The following is a 19,940-nucleotide window of genomic DNA, read 5'->3' as shown; positions in this document are numbered from 1 at the left end:
AATTAGAGCGTAACCAAGGGATTCACGGTAACTGTAACCATCGGACCAAGTAATTTAAAGTCCATACTTTCTTTTAATTTATCTAATCCTGCGGAAATGATTTTACAGAATTATCTCCGCAAGGCGATGTATCCCCTGCTCAATTGATGCTTCATCTACTTTTGCAAACCCCAATACCCATCCCTTTCTTTTGCTATCCAGACAATAGGGTCCAAGAGGGTAAACACGTATTCCATGTTGTAGGGCTAAATTTGTCACAGTTCCTTCGTCGTATGATTCCTCAGCCTCAAGTAACATATGCAATCCTGTTTCTACTCCACTGAGTGTAAAACGCTCCCCTAAACCACTAGCCATAATAGCTTTTGTCATGACTTCGTGTCTTCTTCGATATACATTTCTGACTCTTCTCATATGCCGCATAAAATGACCATTTTTAATGAAATGGGTTAGTGTTAGCTGATCCATAATCGGAAGATGACGGTAAGTCAGTTCCTGTACCTTCGCTAGTTGAGCAATTGCCTCGACTGAACCTATAATAGCCGAAATACGAATGCCAGGAGCAATCATTTTAGAGAAACTCATGAGATACAAAGTATTATTGGATGCCTGACTAAACAACGTTGGCAGTGGCTCCCCACGATACCGGAATTCACTATCATAATCGTCTTCAATGATCCAAAACCGTTCTTGAATCGCTTTATGTAGCAATTGTTGCCGACGGGGCTCCGACATAACGACCCCTACTGCGCACTGGTGAGAAGGGGTGGCAAAGATCAGTTTGGATTGAGGGTGAATATGCTCCACCACTAGACCATACTCATCAACGGGAATAGGTACCACATTCATTCGTCGATATTTCATCGCCATCCAAGCAGCTGGGAAACCTGGATCTTCTACTGAAACTGTGTCCCCATCAGCTAAAAGCGACTGTGCGATTAAATCGATACTATGCTGAGCTCCTGAGGTCAACAGAATCTGATTAGTTTGGATATGTATGCCCCGTTCAAGGGATAAATAACGCTGTATTTGCTCACGTAATGGTGTGTAACCGTAGCAATTACCGTAAGCCCAGCTTGATAAATCCATTTCAGCAGATGCGTGGAGCAGCGATTGCCGCCAGCTTTTTTGAAATTGTTCATCCAAATAGGGTTCATGAGGACTGAAATCAATATCCACTTCTAGCTGTTCTTTACCTCTGAACCAGTCATGTAAATGATCAACAGCTGAGTCTAACAAGGAGAGTGAAGGAGGTGTGGGACCCTCTGTTTCTATTTCCTTCGTTGACACATTGAATTGCTTCCATCTACTAACTCGCGTTCCTCCTCGGCGAGAGGTAACTGTATAACCTCGACTTAACAATTCCTCATAGACGATTTGTATAGTTGAGCGTGAGACACCTACGATGTGAGCAAGTTCGCGGGTAGGGATTAGTAATTCTCCTGGCGCCCAGACTCCGCTAGTAATATTATGAATTGCTTGATCAAGCAATTGCTGCCAGATCGGTCTCTTATCATTACGAATTACTTTCATCATCGTACACACCTCCAAATAGAAGCCCAATCATAATAATATTAATTATGGATTGCATTAAACGGTCATTTTTGGATATTTTAATGCAATCCATACATTGATATACTACCGTAACAACGCTGGTATTCGCAATTTGGTCGTTGCCGCACGCTAGAGTTAAAGGAGAGATATCGATATGAATTCGGTTCGTTACAAGAGCAGGGAATGCCTGGATCAAGAGAAGATTGAAAGGTTCCTTCAGCAAGCGAGATTGGGTTATCTTGGGTTGGCTGATGGCAATCTCCCCTATGTTGTGCCACTTAATTATGTATGGACAGAAGGGAAACTCTATTTTCACGGGGCTGGAGACGGAAGGCGTAATCAGGTGATGAGTGATAATTCAGAGGTGTGTTTTACGGTATGTGAGGAATACGGAACCATTACGGATCCGGTACCTGCGAAAACGGATACAGCTTATATGAGCGTAATGATATTCGGACAAGCAGAACCGATCACGGATTTGGATGAAGCCACTCATGTACTTCAGGAAATGATGAATAAGTATGTACCAGGTTACTATAATCGCCCCCTGTCCAAGCAGCATGTGGAGAAGTATAGATCAGCTGTATTCGGCGGTCCGGTTCAAGTTTATCGGGTAATTCCAAGCCATATGACGGCAAAAGAGAGTCCTATTGAAGCGGAAAAAATGTATAAAAAGGACATGGATACTGAACGCCAAGTTTAACCACAAGATATTCCCAATAACATTATTCAATAATGAAATTAGAGATTAGTCCTTAAGCTAACGAGTATCGATAGCTCAATAAACACGATAAGGCAGCCGATCAGTCAACGTGATCGGCTGCCTTTATTCAACTAACGGGCAGTTTAGTTGAACACTTTTACAACAAAATTGTTCAAATGATGAAATAACCCCTAACTTTAAGTACAATTATTTACCATTTGTTATTTGTTTTGAAATAAGCTATTATGAAGTTTGTTTCACATGAAGTAAACTTCATATGAAACAAACTTCACTTCAGAAGAATAAGTTAGTTAGGAGAATTACATTTGAAAAAACTATTCATACAGCGACTTTTATTATCAATCTTGTTAATGGTATTGGGATTTATTCAATTATATCTCGATACATCGGAAGGATTTAATTATGGTTATGTCATGTTATTCATAGGTGGAATAATTTTGTTGATTTCAATAATTTCTTACCTTAAATCCCGCAATAACAAAATATTGGAAAGGAACATGTCAAAGGAATATGATGAAAGAGATATTTTAATTGATGGAAAAGTTTCTAACTTTTCAATGCGGTTTTTGATGTATGTAATTATAATTATTATGTTTTTAACTAATTTTGTAGTAATTCCTACAAATACTGCATTATTAATTGTTTTAATATCTTTAATCATTAGTGAATTTGGTTCTAGAAAATATTATAATCATGTCCTTTAATCAAGGAGATATTTAATGAAAAATAGAGTGAAAGAATTACGACTAGAACAAGGAATAACTCAACAAGAGCTAGCTGATAAAGTAAGTGTATCTTCTAGAACAATCATCTCATTAGAAAAAGAAAAGTATAATCCATCTGTGCTACTTGCGTATAAAATAGCTTCAGTTTTTAATTTATCAATTGAAGAAACGTTTATTTTTGATGAAGATGACAAATAATATTTTTCATAAATATGCACATGTGAAACAAATAATGGAGGAATATAATTGCTTAGTATATTATTTATTTTCGGGGTAGTTTTGATAGTTTGGGGTCTTTATCTTATGAGAAAAGAAGATGGTTTATTTGGGAAAAATAGAAAAAGTAAAAACATATTCAATTTCATACTAATGGGACAAGCTTCAGGATTAGGACAATTTATAAGTGGGATTTTGTGTATTATAGTAGGGATTATCGCAATTATTATGAAGTAGTCATAAATATGAATTTCGATTTTTTTAGTATGTGTTAGCGGCGGATCCTCCTTTAGAGATCCGCCGCTTATTCAGTTTAAAGGGGCTACTCATGATTTCAATAAATTCCTCAATTCCTATTTCTGTCTCGTCCCTTTTTCTTGAACATGAGCAATGCTAATCTCCACAAAGTTCAGTACTTCGTCGGATATGGGATATAGTCCTGACTCTAATGTAGGGAGCTTCCTCACTTCCCAAAACTTCTCCATCAATTTCTCGTCTCCATTAAAGGTTTCGTGTGATAGCTTCATTAACTCGCAGGCAATGTTATAACCTTCATCAGATTCAGGTGGAACAGATTGCTGTATGCACCATTCAATCCGGCGCAGCAAAGAGGCATATTGCTGAGTGGTCTGGTCATTACTGTTGAGATTGGGGAGTGCATTCTGTAGAAATGCACTTTCGTCATCGTTGAAATAATCGATCCACTGTTTAGAAATGGGTTGTACGTTATGGACCAGATGACAAACCCGATCCCAGGAGAGTGTACCTTCTAGATCAATCATGTTGATCAAAGACGTAGTATTTGCAATACTGCCCTGAAGAGAAGTAAGCTGCTCCTGAAGATGATTATGATGTGCGATTAGAATATGACGAAAAGATAGCTTGTCCATTACATTTTGAATGTCTTCAAGCGGTAGTGATAGTGATTTAAGCAACGTTATCTTTTCGAGAGTGAATAAATCTTCCTCTGAATAATAACGGCGGCCGTTATCTTCCTTATAACTCGGTGTAAGAAGACCGATTTGATCATAATAACGTAGGGTTCGAACGGAAATGTTCCGCTGTTTGGATACTTGTCCTGTTGTCCATCTATTCATTTTTTCTTTCCTCTCGAAAATAATGCTTGTAGGTGACGTAACGTCACCTAATATCATTAAATTATATCACAGAGGATTGAGGGATTAAGGATGACCAGTACGGAAATGTGGAAGAAGATGGATCAGTGGACATGGCGTGAGTTTATTGCTTTACTTGCGCTTGAATTTGTATTCGTTATATTCGTTATCAAGTATGCGGTACAGTCAATGTATGAGCAATGGTTGGGGAATACTCTTTACTCAGGGACTCCTACAGGGCTTACCATCGCGATTGTACTTTTGTTAGGATTATATTTCATTGCTTTACGACCGAAGAAAATGTCCTGGACAGAGGTAGGAGTAAAGGGGTTTCCTGCGAAAGATTGGTGGAGGATTGCCCTGTGGACACTCATTCTCATCGTATTTAGTGTGGCCACTCTCTATCTCACGAGTTTTCTTGGGAATACGGTGGACAACAGCAAAACAGAGAGTCTGAAGCAAAATGTCACTCTATTTACTATAATTATTGGTATCGTGTCGGCAGGGATCGTGTCACCCTTTTATGAGGAGATATTTTACCGTGGATTTATATATCGTTGGCTACGGGCTCGTGTTAGTATGAGATGGGCGATTGTGATTAGTTCGCTAATCTTTACTTTTGCACATTTTCCCACTATGAATGCCATGCCCGTGAATTTTATTAGTGGAGTTGTGCTTGCATGGACCTATGAACGTACGGGATCGGTCGTGCCTGGTATGATTGTTCACGGTGTGTTTAATACGATTGCCGTATTGTTAACAGCGATGAGTTAGAATGATGATTATATTATGTATACACGATGAGCGCTGATGACAGGACACGATAGTTGAGTAATTATAAATAACTTAAGGATATGCCGGTTTCGCTAGAAATTTCATCAAAAAAAAGCCTTTTGGAATAAAATCCAAAGGCTTTTTGTATGCTTATTTTTTTCAAGACCTTATTCAACATCATAATTGATCAGAAAGAAAAAGTCTATACTTTGGGCTGGATTTTATTTACTATTGTGAAGCCGGCAAAACTTAATCAATGGAGTGTTGTTAATGGACGTTACCTATCATCTCGATCAGGCCGACTTACAGGATTATATTGGACGGATTTTTGGCACCAGTTATTTAGTTACTCGTGTTTCACGAATGCATGGTGGCGCACAAAAGGTGGTCTACAAGATTGAGTGCAGTAATGGATTTTCCTGCGTTTTGTATGTGTGGGATCTTTCCATGAATTATTTTGAAGAAGAAAAAGCGAATGAAGATATAAATGAACAGTCCTATGGAAGTGATTTGTTTGAATTAAACAATAAGTATTTAACACAACGTGGAATTCAGACCCCAGCACTTTATGATCTGAATAAGGAAAGAGACCGTTACCCATTTGATTATGCGCTTGTTGAGTATATAGATGGACGTAAGGCGGAAACCTTTTTCCAACATTCCGAATTGGCTGTTCAAGATAAAGTGTTTCAGCAGTTGGGGAATATGCTTACTACTATGCATACCACCGAAAGGCAGATTTTTGGGAAAGCCAATGCTAACGAGATCAGTACAGAACAATGTCATTCATTACAAATGAAAAATGCGAAAGTACAGCTAGCTTACGCCTCTCAGCATATGGAGAAGATCGGGTCTAATCAAAGTAAATTGCTCGATAAGTTGTATGAGCTTGAATCAAGAATTAAGCCTAGAAAGCAGTATGGATTTATTCATGGGGAACTGGGTCCTGACCATGTATTGGTTAATGATAAGCTGGAGCCCTTTCTGATCGATATCGAAGGAGCAGCGTTCTTTGATATTGAGCATGAGCATAGTTTTTTGGAGATGCGATTTGGAGATTTCTATCGGTATCTTAAGAACGATAAGCTTGATCCGGATAGGCTGTTATTTTATCAATTGCATCACCATATATCATTAACTTCAGCGGGTTTAAAGCTACAGCATAGAGGATTTCCCGATCAACAATTCGCAAAAGGTCTAGCTGAATATCAATCAGAACGTGCGCTTAGGTTTGTCGAAAAATGAAGAAATGGAAATGAAGCAAGAAGCGGCGCGTCATCTCTTGTCAAATATCGTGGGGAGCTGAATATTCGAGTGAATACACGGTAACGTTTCAACGAAGGGGGAGTCAACCTAACCTAGGGAGACTCCCTCTCTCTTGTGCGTTCTAGGGACAAGCCTGACGGTAGTCAAGAGGTGTATACGAAAGTAAAGACTAGTATATAGATGGGGGTCCTTTCCTTTCCTATACTAGAACTAGGAAGAGAAGCAGCATGAAGTAGATGCACGACCTATTTTGAGACAATGTGGAGGGGTAATATGAAGAAAAAAAGTAGAATACTTCTGATCGTCGCATTGATCCTAAGTTTAACTATCACGGCATGCGGCAAAACCACAAATGAAGGGGAGAAGCAGCCTGAGAAGCAGCCTGAGACACCTGTGGAACAAAAAAATGAAGTGATTGAAGTTTCAACAGTTTCGGCAAGCGATCAGTATCTCAAATTCGATGAGGGCGAAAGCTTTGAGAAGAACTCGGTCTATGATGCGTATGAGAAAGATATCGGTGTGAAGCTCACGAATAAATGGGTGTCCGCCGATGACGTTCAATTCAAGGAAAAAGTGAAGATGTCCATCGCCTCCAATGATCTTCCGGACTTCATGAAGGTTAATGCTACACAGCTGAAAGAGCTGACCGAAGCGGATATGATTATGGATATCACGGACGTATATGACAAGAATGCGACGGATGAGACGAAGAAATTCTTGTCGATGGATGGCGGAATGCAACTGAAGACCGCCACTTTCGACGGTAAACTCATGGGGATTCCAAGTTCTTATAATCCGTACCAGTATCAGTTCCTCTATGTACGTACGGACTGGCTGAAGAAATTGAACCTGCCGGAACCGAAGACGATGGCGGATCTCTTGACGATCGCAGAAGCGTTCAAAACAAAAGATCCAGGCGGCACTGGGAAACCGTATGGAATTGTAATTAGCAAAGATCCATTTAACAACCAGTCCACAGCTGTAACAGGACTAATAGCATTCTTGAATAGTTACCATGCTTATGAAAATCTTTGGATGGAAGACGGAAATGGCAATTTGGTCAACAGTGACATTCAGCCTCAAGTGAAAGACGCACTTAAGGCGCTGCAGGAAATGTTCAAGAAAGGATTAATTGATCCTGAGTTCGTCGTTAAAGATGTGGAGAAAGCAGCAGAGCTCCTCTATAACAACAACGCAGGTATCGTATACGGCCAGTCTTGGGTACCGGCTCAGCTCGCTAAAGGCGCAGTAAAGGATGGTAAAGTCGTACAAGAGTGGGGCGTATTCCCGATTCCATCGGTGGATAGCGAACCTGCACTATCGCAGATAGGTTTGGGTGTTGACGAATATTATGTTATCTCCAAGCAAGCGAAGCATCCGGAAGGCGTTATTAAATTGCTGAACCATTGGATTGTCGTGGATAATCATCCGACGCCAGAACAGAAAGTGTATGAGTATGGTAAAGACCTGAAGGAGAAAGGCAACAACTACTGGCTTCTAAGCCCGCTTCGTGTTGGTAAACAAAAGGATAATAACGGTGAAATATTGCCAAAAGCGATCGAGAACAAAGACGAGAGCATTTTGGAGACGAAAGATCAAAAAACTCGTTACGAGCGTGCCATGAAGTATGTTGACGGTACCGATATCAACATGTGGTGGGAATATCTGATCTCAGGTCCAAAAGGTGCATATTCACTTGTTCCTGAAATTCAGAACAATAAACAGTACCTACAAAACAAATTCTACGGCGCACCGACTCCAACCATGGCAGATCGACAAGAAATCCTGAAGAAGAAGCGGGATGAAGTATACTTCAAGATTATGATGAATCAAGTATCCGTGGATGAATTCGATAAATTCGTAGAAGAGTGGAAAAAGCTTGGCGGCGACGAAATGACCAAAGAAGTCAATGAATGGTACGCGACTCACAAACAATGATAGCAGGAGAATCGAGGGGTTGAACACAAACGACCTCTCTTTTCTTTAACCTAGTTCTTCATTTTTAGTCCTATAGCGAGGTGGATGGCATGAATGTATTAACGCGTATGTGGAAGAGGGAGTGGCCGCTTCACTTGATGTTGGTTCCTGGGATCGTATTGGTCCTCATCTTCAGTTATATCCCGATGGCCGGCATTATGATGGCCTTTCAGAAATACGTACCGAATAAAGGGTTGTTCGGCTCACCATTTATTGGTCTTAAAAACCTTCAATTACTGATGGATTACCCCGATATCGGCCGGATATTCTTCAATACAGTATACATTGCGGTGATGAAAATTGTAGCAGGTATGATCGTTCCGGTCACCATAGCGATACTTCTGAATGAGCTGCGGAAAGAATGGGTCAAACGGACCTTCCAGACGCTCGTGTACTTGCCGCATTTTCTATCATGGGTCTTGTTAAGCGGTATTCTAATCGATGTATTGTCTCCATCTTCCGGTATTCTCAATCAAGTGCTTGGCTTGTTTGGTATAGACCCTGTTTTTTTCCTGGGAGACAACAAATGGTTCCCTTATGTCATGGTCATATCGGATGTATGGAAAGAGTTCGGATTTGGTACGATTGTCTATCTGGCTGCGCTTACCAGTATTAATCCGTCACTGTACGAGGCAGCGGAGATCGACGGCGCAGGACGCTTTAAGCAGACGTTACATGTGACGCTGCCGGGGATGCTTCCTATTATCGTTCTCATGTTTACGCTTAGTATCGGGAATGTACTGAATGCCGGATTTGATCAAATCTTCAACCTATACAGTCCTCCGGTCTATGAAAGCGCGGATATTATCGATACCTTCGTATATCGTATGGGGATTGAGCAAGCACAGTTCGGTTTCGCTACGGCCGTAGGACTGCTGAAATCCGTCATCTCTTTCATATTCGTATCTATGTCCTATATCTTAGCCTATCGTGTAGCGAATTACCGCATTTTCTAATGCTATTGGCGGTAATTCAGAAGGGAGACACATCGTGCGTACTAACAGATCATTCGGAAGAAAATTGTTTTTGATATGTAATTTTATTTTTCTGGCATCCGTATCTTTGTTATGCCTCATGCCTATTATTCATATTTTGGCGCTCTCGTTCAGCTCCGGGCAGGCAGCATCCGCCGGAAAAGTCATCCTGTGGCCAGTTGAATTCACAACGGCTGCTTATGCTAACGTATTTGGAAAACCTGAATATTTACGCGCATTCTGGGTATCGATTCAGCGGGTCCTTATGGGAACGACAATCAGCATGTTCCTGACGATTATCACGGCCTATCCATTATCCAAAGATTCTCGCCAATTTCGGCTGCGGACCTTCTATTCATGGTTTTTCGTATTCACGATTTTATTCAGTGGCGGGCTTATTCCAAACTATTTAACCGTGAAGAACCTTGGGATGCTCGATACAATCTGGGCTTTGGTGCTGCCGGGAGCGGTCACGGTGTTCAACGTTATTCTGCTGCTGAATTTCTACCGCAGTCTGCCCAAAGAACTTGAGGAATCTTCGCTGCTCGATGGGGCGGGTCAATTTACTACCTTATGGAAAATATATGTGCCGCTATCGTTGCCGGCATTGGCAACGACAGGTCTTTTCACTATGGTGGGGCATTGGAATAGCTGGTTTGATGGTATGATTTACATGAATCATCCCGAGAATTATCCGCTGCAGACCTTCCTGCAGACGATCATTATCAAAATGGATTTCCGCTTTATTAAACCTGAGAGGGCAGAATTAATGATCAAATTGTCCGATCGTACGAGCAGGGCAGCTCAAATATTCGTAGCAGCATTTCCGATTCTTATCGTGTATCCGTTCTTGCAGCGGTTCTTCATTAAAGGAATTGTGATGGGGAGTGTCAAAGAATAAAATAGGGCACTCAAACTATGACATTGCATTGCAGGAGAACAAACGATGAAAATCCGATTCTTGATTAAAGATTCCTCTATATTCCAGAAAATAATGGCTGCCTTTCTGGCAGCCTTGTTTCCGCTCATGGCGATTACCTGGTTGATTAATGAGAAGGGTTCGGACAATATTCGGAGTGAAATTTCCGAGTCTATTCTAAATACGACTCGCTTCTATCTGGATTCACTCGACAAGGAAGCAGACCGGATCAGCCGTTATTTGCCGAACTATGTGATGGACAAAGACTTGATGGAAATTGCAACTACAGGCAATTACATGAGTTATTACGATCGTGCGCAAAAAATATTAGATATCCAAAGACGGCTTGAATTGATGAAGAACTCAAGTCCATTTATTCAAGAAGCAAGGGCGTATATCCCTCTTATCGACCGAACGATTCTTAGCAATAAATTTGAAACTTCGATGAATAAGCAGGAATATGCTTCTATGCAGCAAAACAAGAGATTATACGAAGAACCTTTCATTTACTGGAACGATCGATTATTTATTTCCATGCAATACCCTATTAATACCGTTAAAAATCCGATTTATATCGTAGCGGTTGAATTATCGACTATCAAAATCAGAGAAACGTTATCTCAAATCGGCAGCTCGCGTGGTGGACAGAGCGTATTGCTCAATCTGGAACGTGGTTGGGAGATCGAGAGTAACATGGATCCGGAACTGCTGGAACAAATGAAATCCTTCGCTGCGGATAAGCGGGAATTGCAAAAAGACGAAGGATACGAAACGATTATGTATAATGGTAAGCGGTTTCTTACGGTATATAAATACTCCAGTCTCTGGAATTCCTATTCGATTATGTGCATTCCCGAAGAGACGATTTTGGGTTCTCTTGAGATCTATCGAACATTGTTCTGGTGGGCTTGCGCGCTAGCTGTGGGTATTGTCGTTTTCTTCTCCTACTTTCTATTACGATTTATCTATCGGCCATTAATGAAACTTGTGCATTCCTTTCGGCGCGTTCAGCAGAATAGGCTGGAACCGATCGTGATCGATCGTGGAGCCGATGAGTTCGGGTATTTGTACCAAGCTTTTAATAATACGATCCGATCCTTGAAAACACTAATCGAGGAAAATTACGAGCAGCAAATCAGGAACCAGCGTTCCGAACTGAAACGATTGCAATCGCAAATTAATCCTCATTTTTTATATAATTGTTTTTTTGTATTGTGCCGGTTAATTAAATCCGAGAATCAGAAGGAAAAGGCTTATCAATTCTGCCTGTACATCGGACAATATTTTCAGTTCATTACTCGCGATGACGAGGATGATATTCCGCTGGGGCTGGAGGTCAATCATTCTCGCACGTATGTAGACATGCAAACCATATGTTACGGAGACCGTATACAAGTCAAGTTCGAAGGTGATGTTCCCGATCTCTTCGTGCCGAGGCTGATTCTGCAGCCGATCATCGAAAATGCTTATAAGCATGCCTTGGGCAATATGATTCAGCAGGGTGAGCTATGGGTTCATTGTGAGCGGGTGGGCGATGTATTCTCCATCTATGTCGAAGATAATGGCCGAAGCATCTCCGATGCGGAGATCGAACAGCTTCAGAAGCGACTGCGTCAATCCACCACTAGGATGGAGGAAACAACCGGAATCATAAATGTACATCGCAGAATACAGCTGCGGTACGGTGAGGAATATGGCATTACAGTGTCACGTTCTGCTCTTGGTGGACTTCAAGTAAGAATCAATCTGAGCGCGAACTAGAGGAGGAATCAGCATGTACCGACTGCTAATCGTCGATGACCTTCCCATTATTGTCGATGGTCTTCTGGAGCTATTCAATGAGACCGATCATTTACAACTCGAGGTTATGAAGGCATATTCAGGTGAAGAAGCACTGGAGGTACTGTCTCATCATCGTATTGATATCGTGATTTCCGACATTAAGATGCCTGGACTAGAAGGGATTGAGCTGCTTCGGGAAATCAAATCTCAGTGGCCGGCCTGCAAAGTTATTTTCTTAACAGGATACAATGATTTTCATTATGCTAAGAGCGCAATTACGTACGGTGGGTTCGATTATATTCTGAAGGTCGAAAGTGATGAGAAAATTATTCAGTCCGTAGAACGGGCGATTGAGAAAATTGAAGAAGAAAATAACCAAGAACAGATGATCGCTAGAGCGCAATCCAAAATGAGACTGGCATTGCCCTCCCTGCAAAAAGAGTATGTGTGGGAGCTCTTTCAAGGCAAGCATGTATCGGATAGCCAATTAAAGCAGGCGTTCAAAGAAATCGATATCCGGCTTGATGCGACATTGCCGGTTTACTTGCTCATAGGCAGGGTAGACGCATGGAAAGAAATGTTCACGACGCCGGATAAAGCGTTATTGACTTACGCCGTACAGAACATTTGCGATGAGTATTTGTCCACGCAGGTCAGATGCTATTCCGTTGTATTCGAGTTATCCAAAATCGTCTGGATGATTCAACCGAAAATCCCGGATGGATCGTCTATCGAATATGGGGATCAGGATTGGATCAGAGCTCATCGGTATACGAGCGGAATTCTGGAGACTGTGCAGGGAAATTGCAAGAGATTGCTGAGTTTATCGGTTTCTTTCCTTCTTGGAAGTGAAGCAACGACATGGGATAACATATCTGATCGGTTTCACTCGATCAAATACGGCCTGGTACAAGGACATGGATTATTTAATGAGGTCATATTGACCGATAAAGACATTCAAAGAGAAGTGAACGGTGATCTGAGTGGGAACTACCACGATGACTTCTATCACGCCCGTGTTCAATTGCTGATGTCTTGTCTCGAGAATAATCATCGGGAGCAATTCAACAAGCTGTATGCCGAACTAACGTCGATTTGGAATGATGAGGAGTCGCCGAATGAGCGGAAGATCGAACTGTATCATTCGCTTTCAGCTATTTTTCTGTTCTATATCCATAAGAATCGGGAAATTCGGGATTACATCAATACGCTGATGGATCTGGATAAGTTATATCGCTATGGAGATTCCGCATCATGGTCGGAGCTGATTCAATACTTCTCGCAAATGGCGGATTGCTTCTTCGAATGGAATGCGCTGCGGGGTACGCAATTGCCGACAGAGGTCGTGAATAAGGTACATCGATATATTGAAGAACATATTTCCACTGATATTTCCTTAAATGCGCTGGCCGATTACGTGAGCTTGAATCCATCGTATTTGTCCCGACTTTATAAGCAAATCACTGGAATGGGGTTATCTAAATATGTGAACGACTATCGTAACCTGATTGCCAAGGATATGCTGCTCAACACATCGATGAAAGTGAATGAAATTGCTGCTGCCCTGGGGTACAACTCAGCACTTGCGTTTATTCGCTTCTTCAAGAAGCAGAACGAAACGACGCCGCAAGATTTCCGTATGGCAAGGATCCATATACAGAATCAAGGTCAATAAATGTATATGAAATGTCAGTAACGATCTCTTTTGCCTCCGTGCCTACCGCCTTACAATGGAAGTACACTAGGTGCGCAAGAGGAGGAGTAGTCTTGAGAACATTAACAGCTGTATTACTTGGCGCTGGCAGTCGAGGAAGATATATTTATGGGCCCTACGCGGAGAAGTTCCCGAATGAATTAAAGATTGTTGCCGTAGCTGAGCCGGATGATGAACGTAGAAATCGATTTGCAGAGATTCATAGAATTGCCCCAGAACATGTCTACGATTCTTGGGAGAAAGTATTCGATCAGGGTCAAATGGCGGACGTGATGATAATTGCTACGCTCGATCGGATGCATTATATACCAGCGATGAAAGCGATGGAGCTAGGCTATCATGTCATGTTAGAGAAGCCGATGTCTCCTTCCATGGAAGAATGCATCGAATTGGAGCAAGCTTCGCTTCGGTATAAGCGATTGCTCGTCGTAACTCATGTCCTGCGATATTCCCCGTTCTGGTCTGGGATCAAAAAATGCATCGAAGACGGTGAACTCGGAACGATAGGTACGATTCAATTAACCGAAAATGTGGGTTACATGCATATGACACACAGTTATGTCCGCGGGAATTGGCGCAATTCGGAGGAGACGAGTCCCATGATCCTGGCCAAATCATGCCATGATCTGGATCTCATCTCATGGCTTATGAATCAACCGTGTACAAGCGTGAGCTCGTACGGATCATTACTGCATTTCAGGGCGGAGAACGCTCCGGAAGGCTCCGCGGATCGCTGTATCAACGGCTGTGAGGTTGAGAAGGAATGCGCCTTCTCGGCGATGAAAATATATATTCAGCCCCCGGAACACCCTTGGGCACGCTATATGACGAATGATTTGTCGCAAGAGGGTATCTTGAAGGCGCTGAAGGAAGGACCGTGGGGTCGCTGCGTGTATCGCTGCGATAATAATGTCGTGGATCACCAGGTAGTCAACATGGAGTTCGAGAACGGAGCGAATGCATCGTTCATCATGTCAGGGCTGACACAGAGCGGCACGCGCCGGGTTCAAATTATGGGAACACAAGGCGAGATCATCGGGGATATGGACAAAGGATCTTTCACGCTGTACCGCTATGTATCGGGCGAGAAGGTTGAGATTGGCTGCAATGTGGAAGGCGATGGCCATGGAGGCGGCGATGACCGTATGGTAAGCTCATTCCTGCGGAATGTGCGTCAATTCGACAGCAATCCATCGCAAGGTTTGACCTCGGCGACGGCATCCCTGCAGAGTCATTTGATCGCATTCGCGTCGGAACATTCGAGATTGAACGCAGGTCAGGCGGTCAAGCTTTCGGACTTGCAGAAGAAAGGACAAATGTCTGTATAAGATCAAATGATACTAGGAAGCCTCTTTCGAAGTGATGGGATGCCGTCATGGAGAGGGAGGTTTTTTAGTATGTATTTGATTCAAGAAATCGAGTCAATATGGAAAAGGTTTTTCGTTACATAATCTCAAGGCATAATAAAAGACCGCTCTACTGGAATGATTTCCGGATCTGCGGCCTTAGGACAAGATTCTATTATAGGGTCAATCTGTATCTAAAGGTGGTGAGATTAATGGAATTTAACAGTCTTGATACGAGCTTCTTCTTCATAGGTGAGTGGTTTTGGGGATCTTGGAGTGTGCAAGTGGCGTTGCACAGAATATTCCATTTTTTGATAATCCTCATTACCTGAATTCATCGTTGGATTCCAATTTTCCGTTACCCAATTTTTAAGTTCTTTAAGACCTGCTAGCATTTCCTCCAGCCTCCTTTGGCGAAGAAACAATATATTTTGTATTGTTCTGGTTACGCTTTCATTATATCATAGAAATTAGTTTTTTAAAGCTGTGTCCACGTGAAAAACACAGTTTTTAAGTGAACATTGTGTGTTAATTAGGGTTTGTGCTTCCTATGGAGAAAAGTGTCTCCTTGTAGGAGACACTTTTATTAGATTTAAAGGGATAATCTATTGCCCTTGCGAATCGCAAAGGATTTCTAATAATTACCGATTTGGCAGATGACTTTAAGGTCGTAGATAGTGTTACTCTGATAATAACTAGAGCTGCATATATCGTTCGATATTCTATTTTTAATTGGAAAATAAGGTCTTATTTTATGGGCGTTCACTTAAATGAAACTATTTTTTTAGTATGATTGTTATTCTGGTGGAAATAAATTTTATTTTTTAAAAAATAGAGAAAATAATTTACAGAACCAAATTTAAGTGATATCTTGATTATGTAGAAAAGAAACCGTTCACATCTTAAGGGGGATTATCAATGACACTCAACAAGTTCCACGGAATTATACCTGCCTTCTATGCTTGCTATGACGATCAAGGAAATATTTCCGAATCCCGGACACATGCCTTATGTGATTACTTATTTGAAAAAGGAGTTCAAGGTGTTTATGTGGGAGGTAGTTCTGGAGAATGTATCTACCAGAGTCTGGACGAACGCAAAGCGGTACTTAGCTATGTAGCTAGTAACCTGAAAGGTAAAATGACACTGATTGCTCATGTAGGAGCCCCTTCTACTAGAGATAGTATCGAATTAGCAAAACATGCGGCGAGCTTAGGATATGATGCACTATCCGCAATCCCACCTATATATTTCAAATTACCTGATAGTGCAGTAACTAAATACTGGAGCGATATTATGGAGGCAACTCCTCTACCGTTCATTATCTACAACATTCCTCAGACTACGGGATATACACTAACTCCAGCTTTATTCGAGAAACTGCTTACTAATAAAAAAGTTATCGGCGTTAAGAATTCTTCTATGCCACCTATGGATATTGAACGCTTCAAAAGAGTGGGTGGAAAAGATGTAGTGGTCTTTAATGGACCGGATGAACAGTATGTTGCGGGAAGAATCATGGGAGCTGATGCTGGCATTGGTGGTACTTATGCAGTTATGCCAGAGCTGTTCTTGCAAGCTAATACATTTGTACTTGCCGGCAAGTTTGAGGAAGCAGGACAACTTCAAAGTGAGATCAACGATATCATCATCGCGCTTTGTTCCCTCAAGGGTTCTATGTATGCGGAAATTAAAGAGGTTCTGAGATTAAGAGGCGTAAACATTGGTAGTGTAAGAGCACCGCTTGAAGGGGTAGCCGCTGAAGATGCTGGTCCAATCGCAGATATTATGAAATTGATTGATCAAGCGATCGAAAAATATTGTGGTTAATGCAATAAAGAGAACCATCGTATGCTTTGGTGATTCCAATACTTGGGGCTACGACGCAAAGACGGACCAAAGGTTTAATGATGAAATACGTTGGACCGGGCTTCTGCATGCAGAACTGGGCGACGCTTATCGTGTCATAGAAGAAGGGCTTCCTGGTAGAACCAGTGTTAGTGACGATCCGCTATTTGAAGGGTTAGCCGGAATAGCTTATCTCTATCCATGCCTCATGTCACATGCACCACTTGATTTGGTAGTGATCATGCTTGGGACGAATGATACGAAAGAAAGATTTGCACTAACTTCTTATAACATCGCACAAGGTATTGTTAGGCTCGCTCATAAAGCTAGAGGGAGCGGGGCAGGTCCAGCCGGAAAAGCTCCAGAAGTGCTTGTGATCGCTCCTCCTCCCATTGGGGCAGAGTATTTGAATACTCCTATTGGTAAGCCAATGGGAAGTAATTGTAGCGAGAAATCTATGGAGCTCTCTCAGCATCTTGCAGCTTTGCTTTCGGGGACAGATATCCACTTTATTGATTCCAGAGAATATGTATCGATGAATGAAATTGATTACATGCATCTTGATATACAAGGACATCGGAACATGGCTGATTTAGTGAAATATCATGTCAAACGGATACTAGAATAGGGGAGGATTTAAAATGAAGAAGAAACGTTTACTCTCGACAATGGTTGCATTAATGGTAATTATTTCACTGATTTCAGGATGCTCTGGTAACAACGCAGCAAGCTCTAATACATCCGATAATACTGCTAAATCTGGCAAGGAAAAAGTGGCGATTAAAGTATGGCTGACCCCTCAGTGGAAGGGTGTTGTGGATGCAACGGAACAAGGAGCTGACTATGATAGCTTCCTTAAGGCTGCAGCTGAAAAATTCAAGGCACAATATGATAAATATGATGCTGACATTCAGGTCGAAGTCATTGCCGGAGATCAGCGAGACCAACTCCTCAATGTTAACTTGAGCGGAGGAACGCCACCAAATGTCTTCTTTGAAAGCGTATTCCCGATGGGCGATTATGTTCACCGTGGAGCTTTGGAGCCTTTGACTGACATCATCGATGAGGACGCAAAAAGTGATATCGCACAAAATTACTGGGATGCAGTAACGTTCGGAAAAGATGTGTACTTCTACCCATTCCAACACAATCCAGGCACTTTGGTCTACAACGCAGACATGTTTAAAGCGGCTGGTTTAGAAAAGTTCGTTGGTGGAGAGTCCGAAATTAAGACTTGGAACTTGGATGAATATCAACAAATCTTGGATGGTCTGAAAAATAATCTTCCGAAGGACAAATATTCTAATGCCTATCCAATGGCACTGTACGCTGTAAATAACCAAGGAGATACGTGGAACCTTGCATACTTAAGAATGTTCGGCAACAAGTTCTTCGATGACCAAGGGAATATTGTTCTGAATGATGCGAATGGAGTTAAAGCTGCTACATGGTTGAAAAAATTATATGACGGTGGATATACAAATCCAGGTGCTGAATCTGTATCCTCCAATGATGCCAATGCCATGTTCCAGAATCAACAGCTAGCGATCAGTTTCACTAATCCAATCTTGTTCAATGGAACAAAAGCAAATATGGAATCCGGAACGTCTCCAAAGTTTGATATGCGTCTTGCTAATATTCCGTCCGAAAGCGGAGATCCTCTATCCTTTACTTATGTAGTGGGTGCTAGTGTATTCAAGTCTAAAGATGCGAAGAAGACTGAAGTAGCTAAAGATTTCGTGAAGTTCTTTTCAAGTGATCCTGAACTAGTTAAATCCTCTAAGAATGGTATTCCTGTGAGAAGCTCCGTGGCAGAAGAACTTAAGTCGGAGAATCCTCTCTTTGCTGCTTATGATGCCAACTCAAAATATTTGTTTAACTTCACGGGCAACGTTCCAGGATATAGCCAATTAAGAGAAGTTTTGTACCCTGATCTACAGGCGCTTTACATGGGAGCAAAGACACCAGAACAGTTTGTACAAGATTATCAGACCAATGGTAATAAAGTGATTGATACGAATAAAGCTAGCTCTGTTATTTTCCAATAATCTAAGAACAGGTAAACAATAAACGATTAACAGCCTTTAGAGTCTGAAGAGGCTCCAAGGGCTGTTAATTAGAAAGGTAAACGATATGAAACTACGTAGTAATTACCTAAAAGAGAATATTACAGGTTATCTGTTTATTTTACCTCAGATGATAGTATTCTTAGCCTTTCTTGTCTATCCGATCTTAGAAGGGATGCGCCTGAGTTTATACCAAATTAATTATGATAGTGAGAAGTTTGTGGGTCTGGCTAATTACACCACATTGTTTAATGATCCGGTATTCTTCAAGGCGATCTTCAATACGATTATATTCGTAGTCTTTATCGTCCTACTTACAGTGGGCTTTGCATTATTTGTAGCCTCGGCTGTATTTGATAAGAACGCTAAGTACGTTTCCTTTATAAGAGGGAGCTATTATATCCCGGTCATGGTATCCATGGTTGTAATGAGTATGGTGTGGAGTTTCCTGCTGAATCCTGCTAATGGACTTATTTCTTTTATATATAAAGATATGGGTCTTGGGACGATCAATCTTCTAGGAAATCCAAAGACAGTTTTGCCAGTGGTGATCTTTGTGACCTTCGCGACTAACGTGGGCCAAGCCATTATTCTGTATATTGCTTCGATGATTGGTGTATCTAAAGAGCTTTTTGAAGCAGCAGAAATCGACGGTGCAAGCAGATGGCAAGTAATTTCGAAGATCCTCATTCCTTCTGTAGGACCAACAACGACCTATATTACGATTATCAATATTATTGCTGTTCTAAAAATATTTGTAGTCATCCAGTTATTAACCGGCGGCGGACCGAACAACTCATCGGTAACCTTGATGTACTACCTCTATAATAATGCCTTTAAGTACAACCAACTCGGCGTAGCTTCTGCGGTAGGCGTTATCATGTTCGTGATTACATTGTTATTATCTGTGCCTCAGCTACGAAGCATGATTAAGGTGAAGTGA

The 19,940-nt window shown here is 41.6% G+C and carries 19 protein-coding genes; 16 read left to right on the top strand and 3 right to left on the bottom strand.

What is annotated here, in order from left to right:
- Positions 1-102: 102 nt before the first annotated feature.
- Positions 103-1,533, bottom strand: a complete 1,431-nt coding sequence (locus tag MKY19_RS24880; protein WP_339798370.1) for a PLP-dependent aminotransferase family protein — start codon at positions 1,531-1,533, stop codon at positions 103-105.
- 172 nt (positions 1,534-1,705) lie between these two features.
- Here MKY19_RS24880 and MKY19_RS24875 point away from each other — a divergent pair, with 172 nt between their 5' ends.
- The 4 genes from MKY19_RS24875 to MKY19_RS24860 all read left to right on the top strand — a co-directional run bounded on the left by MKY19_RS24875 (position 1,706) and on the right by MKY19_RS24860 (position 3,453).
- A complete protein-coding gene (locus MKY19_RS24875) occupies positions 1,706-2,254 on the top strand; it encodes a pyridoxamine 5'-phosphate oxidase family protein (RefSeq protein ID WP_042191395.1) in 549 nt (182 codons plus the stop codon).
- Between the two features lie 326 nt (positions 2,255-2,580).
- Positions 2,581-2,979, top strand: a complete 399-nt coding sequence (locus MKY19_RS24870) for a hypothetical protein (protein WP_339798367.1) — start codon at positions 2,581-2,583, stop codon at positions 2,977-2,979.
- A 15-nt stretch (positions 2,980-2,994) separates the two neighbouring features.
- Positions 2,995-3,198 carry a helix-turn-helix transcriptional regulator gene (locus MKY19_RS24865; protein ID WP_076286019.1) on the top strand — a complete coding sequence of 68 codons (204 nt, stop codon included), beginning with the start codon at positions 2,995-2,997 and terminating at the stop codon, positions 3,196-3,198.
- Positions 3,199-3,246: 48 nt separating this feature from the next.
- Positions 3,247-3,453 (top strand): hypothetical protein, encoded by a 207-nt coding sequence (locus MKY19_RS24860; protein WP_262495542.1) that lies wholly within the window; start codon positions 3,247-3,249, stop codon positions 3,451-3,453.
- 116 nt (positions 3,454-3,569) lie between these two features.
- On the opposite strand, the gene MKY19_RS24855 is transcribed toward MKY19_RS24860, so the two are convergent.
- Positions 3,570-4,313: a MerR family transcriptional regulator gene (locus tag MKY19_RS24855; protein WP_339798364.1), complete on the bottom strand. Its 744-nt coding sequence runs from the start codon at positions 4,311-4,313 to the stop codon at positions 3,570-3,572.
- A gap of 90 nt (positions 4,314-4,403) precedes the next feature.
- Here MKY19_RS24855 and MKY19_RS24850 point away from each other — a divergent pair, with 90 nt between their 5' ends.
- From MKY19_RS24850 to MKY19_RS24815, 8 genes are all read left to right on the top strand, one after another.
- Complete coding sequence (locus MKY19_RS24850) at positions 4,404-5,105, top strand: type II CAAX endopeptidase family protein (protein ID WP_339798362.1); 702 nt, start codon at positions 4,404-4,406, stop codon at positions 5,103-5,105.
- Positions 5,106-5,420: 315 nt separating this feature from the next.
- Entirely contained in the window at positions 5,421-6,350 is a 930-nt protein-coding gene (locus tag MKY19_RS24845; RefSeq protein ID WP_339804499.1) for a phosphotransferase, read from the top strand.
- A 294-nt stretch (positions 6,351-6,644) separates the two neighbouring features.
- Entirely contained in the window at positions 6,645-8,309 is a 1,665-nt protein-coding gene (locus tag MKY19_RS24840) for an extracellular solute-binding protein (RefSeq protein WP_042191393.1), read from the top strand.
- Positions 8,310-8,398: 89 nt separating this feature from the next.
- Entirely contained in the window at positions 8,399-9,304 is a 906-nt protein-coding gene (locus MKY19_RS24835) for an ABC transporter permease subunit (protein WP_042191391.1), read from the top strand.
- A 34-nt stretch (positions 9,305-9,338) separates the two neighbouring features.
- On the top strand, positions 9,339-10,223 hold the full coding sequence (locus MKY19_RS24830) for a carbohydrate ABC transporter permease (protein ID WP_042191389.1): 885 nt from the start codon (positions 9,339-9,341) through the stop codon (positions 10,221-10,223).
- A gap of 45 nt (positions 10,224-10,268) precedes the next feature.
- Positions 10,269-12,002 carry a histidine kinase gene (locus MKY19_RS24825; protein ID WP_339266893.1) on the top strand — a complete coding sequence of 578 codons (1,734 nt, stop codon included), beginning with the start codon at positions 10,269-10,271 and terminating at the stop codon, positions 12,000-12,002.
- Positions 12,003-12,015: 13 nt separating this feature from the next.
- Positions 12,016-13,698 carry a response regulator gene (locus tag MKY19_RS24820; protein ID WP_339798360.1) on the top strand — a complete coding sequence of 561 codons (1,683 nt, stop codon included), beginning with the start codon at positions 12,016-12,018 and terminating at the stop codon, positions 13,696-13,698.
- Positions 13,699-13,790: 92 nt separating this feature from the next.
- A complete protein-coding gene (locus MKY19_RS24815) occupies positions 13,791-15,065 on the top strand; it encodes a Gfo/Idh/MocA family oxidoreductase (protein WP_339798358.1) in 1,275 nt (424 codons plus the stop codon).
- Between the two features lie 227 nt (positions 15,066-15,292).
- On the opposite strand, the gene MKY19_RS24810 is transcribed toward MKY19_RS24815, so the two are convergent.
- Entirely contained in the window at positions 15,293-15,478 is a 186-nt protein-coding gene (locus MKY19_RS24810; protein WP_042130754.1) for a hypothetical protein, read from the bottom strand.
- A 523-nt stretch (positions 15,479-16,001) separates the two neighbouring features.
- On the opposite strand from MKY19_RS24810, the gene MKY19_RS24805 reads away from it, so the two are divergent.
- The 4 genes from MKY19_RS24805 (at position 16,002) to MKY19_RS24790 (ending at position 19,940) form a co-directional block, all read left to right on the top strand.
- Positions 16,002-16,913, top strand: a complete 912-nt coding sequence (locus tag MKY19_RS24805; protein WP_042191380.1) for a dihydrodipicolinate synthase family protein — start codon at positions 16,002-16,004, stop codon at positions 16,911-16,913.
- Positions 16,906-17,559, top strand: a complete 654-nt coding sequence (locus MKY19_RS24800; RefSeq protein WP_339798356.1) for an SGNH/GDSL hydrolase family protein — start codon at positions 16,906-16,908, stop codon at positions 17,557-17,559. The genes MKY19_RS24805 and MKY19_RS24800 overlap by 8 nt, the downstream gene beginning before the upstream one ends.
- Positions 17,560-17,572: 13 nt before the next feature.
- Entirely contained in the window at positions 17,573-18,979 is a 1,407-nt protein-coding gene (locus MKY19_RS24795; RefSeq protein WP_339798354.1) for a sugar ABC transporter substrate-binding protein, read from the top strand.
- Between the two features lie 85 nt (positions 18,980-19,064).
- Complete coding sequence (locus MKY19_RS24790) at positions 19,065-19,940, top strand: sugar ABC transporter permease (protein WP_042191374.1); 876 nt, start codon at positions 19,065-19,067, stop codon at positions 19,938-19,940.

Source organism: Paenibacillus sp. FSL R5-0744, from assembly GCF_037972555.1.
Taxonomy (GTDB): Bacteria; Bacillota; Bacilli; order Paenibacillales; family Paenibacillaceae; genus Paenibacillus_AQ.
Note: the sequence above shows the minus strand (reverse complement) of the source record. Positions and strands in the feature narration are given on the sequence as shown.

Excerpts from the sequence above, each read along its gene's own strand:
- MKY19_RS24880 (WP_339798370.1), bottom strand. The coding sequence starts at position 1,533 with ATGATGAAAGTAATTCGTAATGATAAGAGACCGATCTGGCAGCAATTG.
- MKY19_RS24875 (WP_042191395.1), top strand. The coding sequence starts at position 1,706 with ATGAATTCGGTTCGTTACAAGAGCAGGGAATGCCTGGATCAAGAGAAG.
- MKY19_RS24865 (WP_076286019.1), top strand. The coding sequence starts at position 2,995 with ATGAAAAATAGAGTGAAAGAATTACGACTAGAACAAGGAATAACTCAA.
- MKY19_RS24855 (WP_339798364.1), bottom strand. The coding sequence starts at position 4,313 with ATGAATAGATGGACAACAGGACAAGTATCCAAACAGCGGAACATTTCC.
- MKY19_RS24850 (WP_339798362.1), top strand. The coding sequence starts at position 4,404 with ATGACCAGTACGGAAATGTGGAAGAAGATGGATCAGTGGACATGGCGT.
- MKY19_RS24840 (WP_042191393.1), top strand. The coding sequence starts at position 6,645 with ATGAAGAAAAAAAGTAGAATACTTCTGATCGTCGCATTGATCCTAAGT.
- MKY19_RS24835 (WP_042191391.1), top strand. The coding sequence starts at position 8,399 with ATGAATGTATTAACGCGTATGTGGAAGAGGGAGTGGCCGCTTCACTTG.
- MKY19_RS24825 (WP_339266893.1), top strand. The coding sequence starts at position 10,269 with ATGAAAATCCGATTCTTGATTAAAGATTCCTCTATATTCCAGAAAATA.
- MKY19_RS24820 (WP_339798360.1), top strand. The coding sequence starts at position 12,016 with ATGTACCGACTGCTAATCGTCGATGACCTTCCCATTATTGTCGATGGT.
- MKY19_RS24810 (WP_042130754.1), bottom strand. The coding sequence starts at position 15,478 with ATGCTAGCAGGTCTTAAAGAACTTAAAAATTGGGTAACGGAAAATTGG.
- MKY19_RS24805 (WP_042191380.1), top strand. The coding sequence starts at position 16,002 with ATGACACTCAACAAGTTCCACGGAATTATACCTGCCTTCTATGCTTGC.
- MKY19_RS24795 (WP_339798354.1), top strand. The coding sequence starts at position 17,573 with ATGAAGAAGAAACGTTTACTCTCGACAATGGTTGCATTAATGGTAATT.
- MKY19_RS24790 (WP_042191374.1), top strand. The coding sequence starts at position 19,065 with ATGAAACTACGTAGTAATTACCTAAAAGAGAATATTACAGGTTATCTG.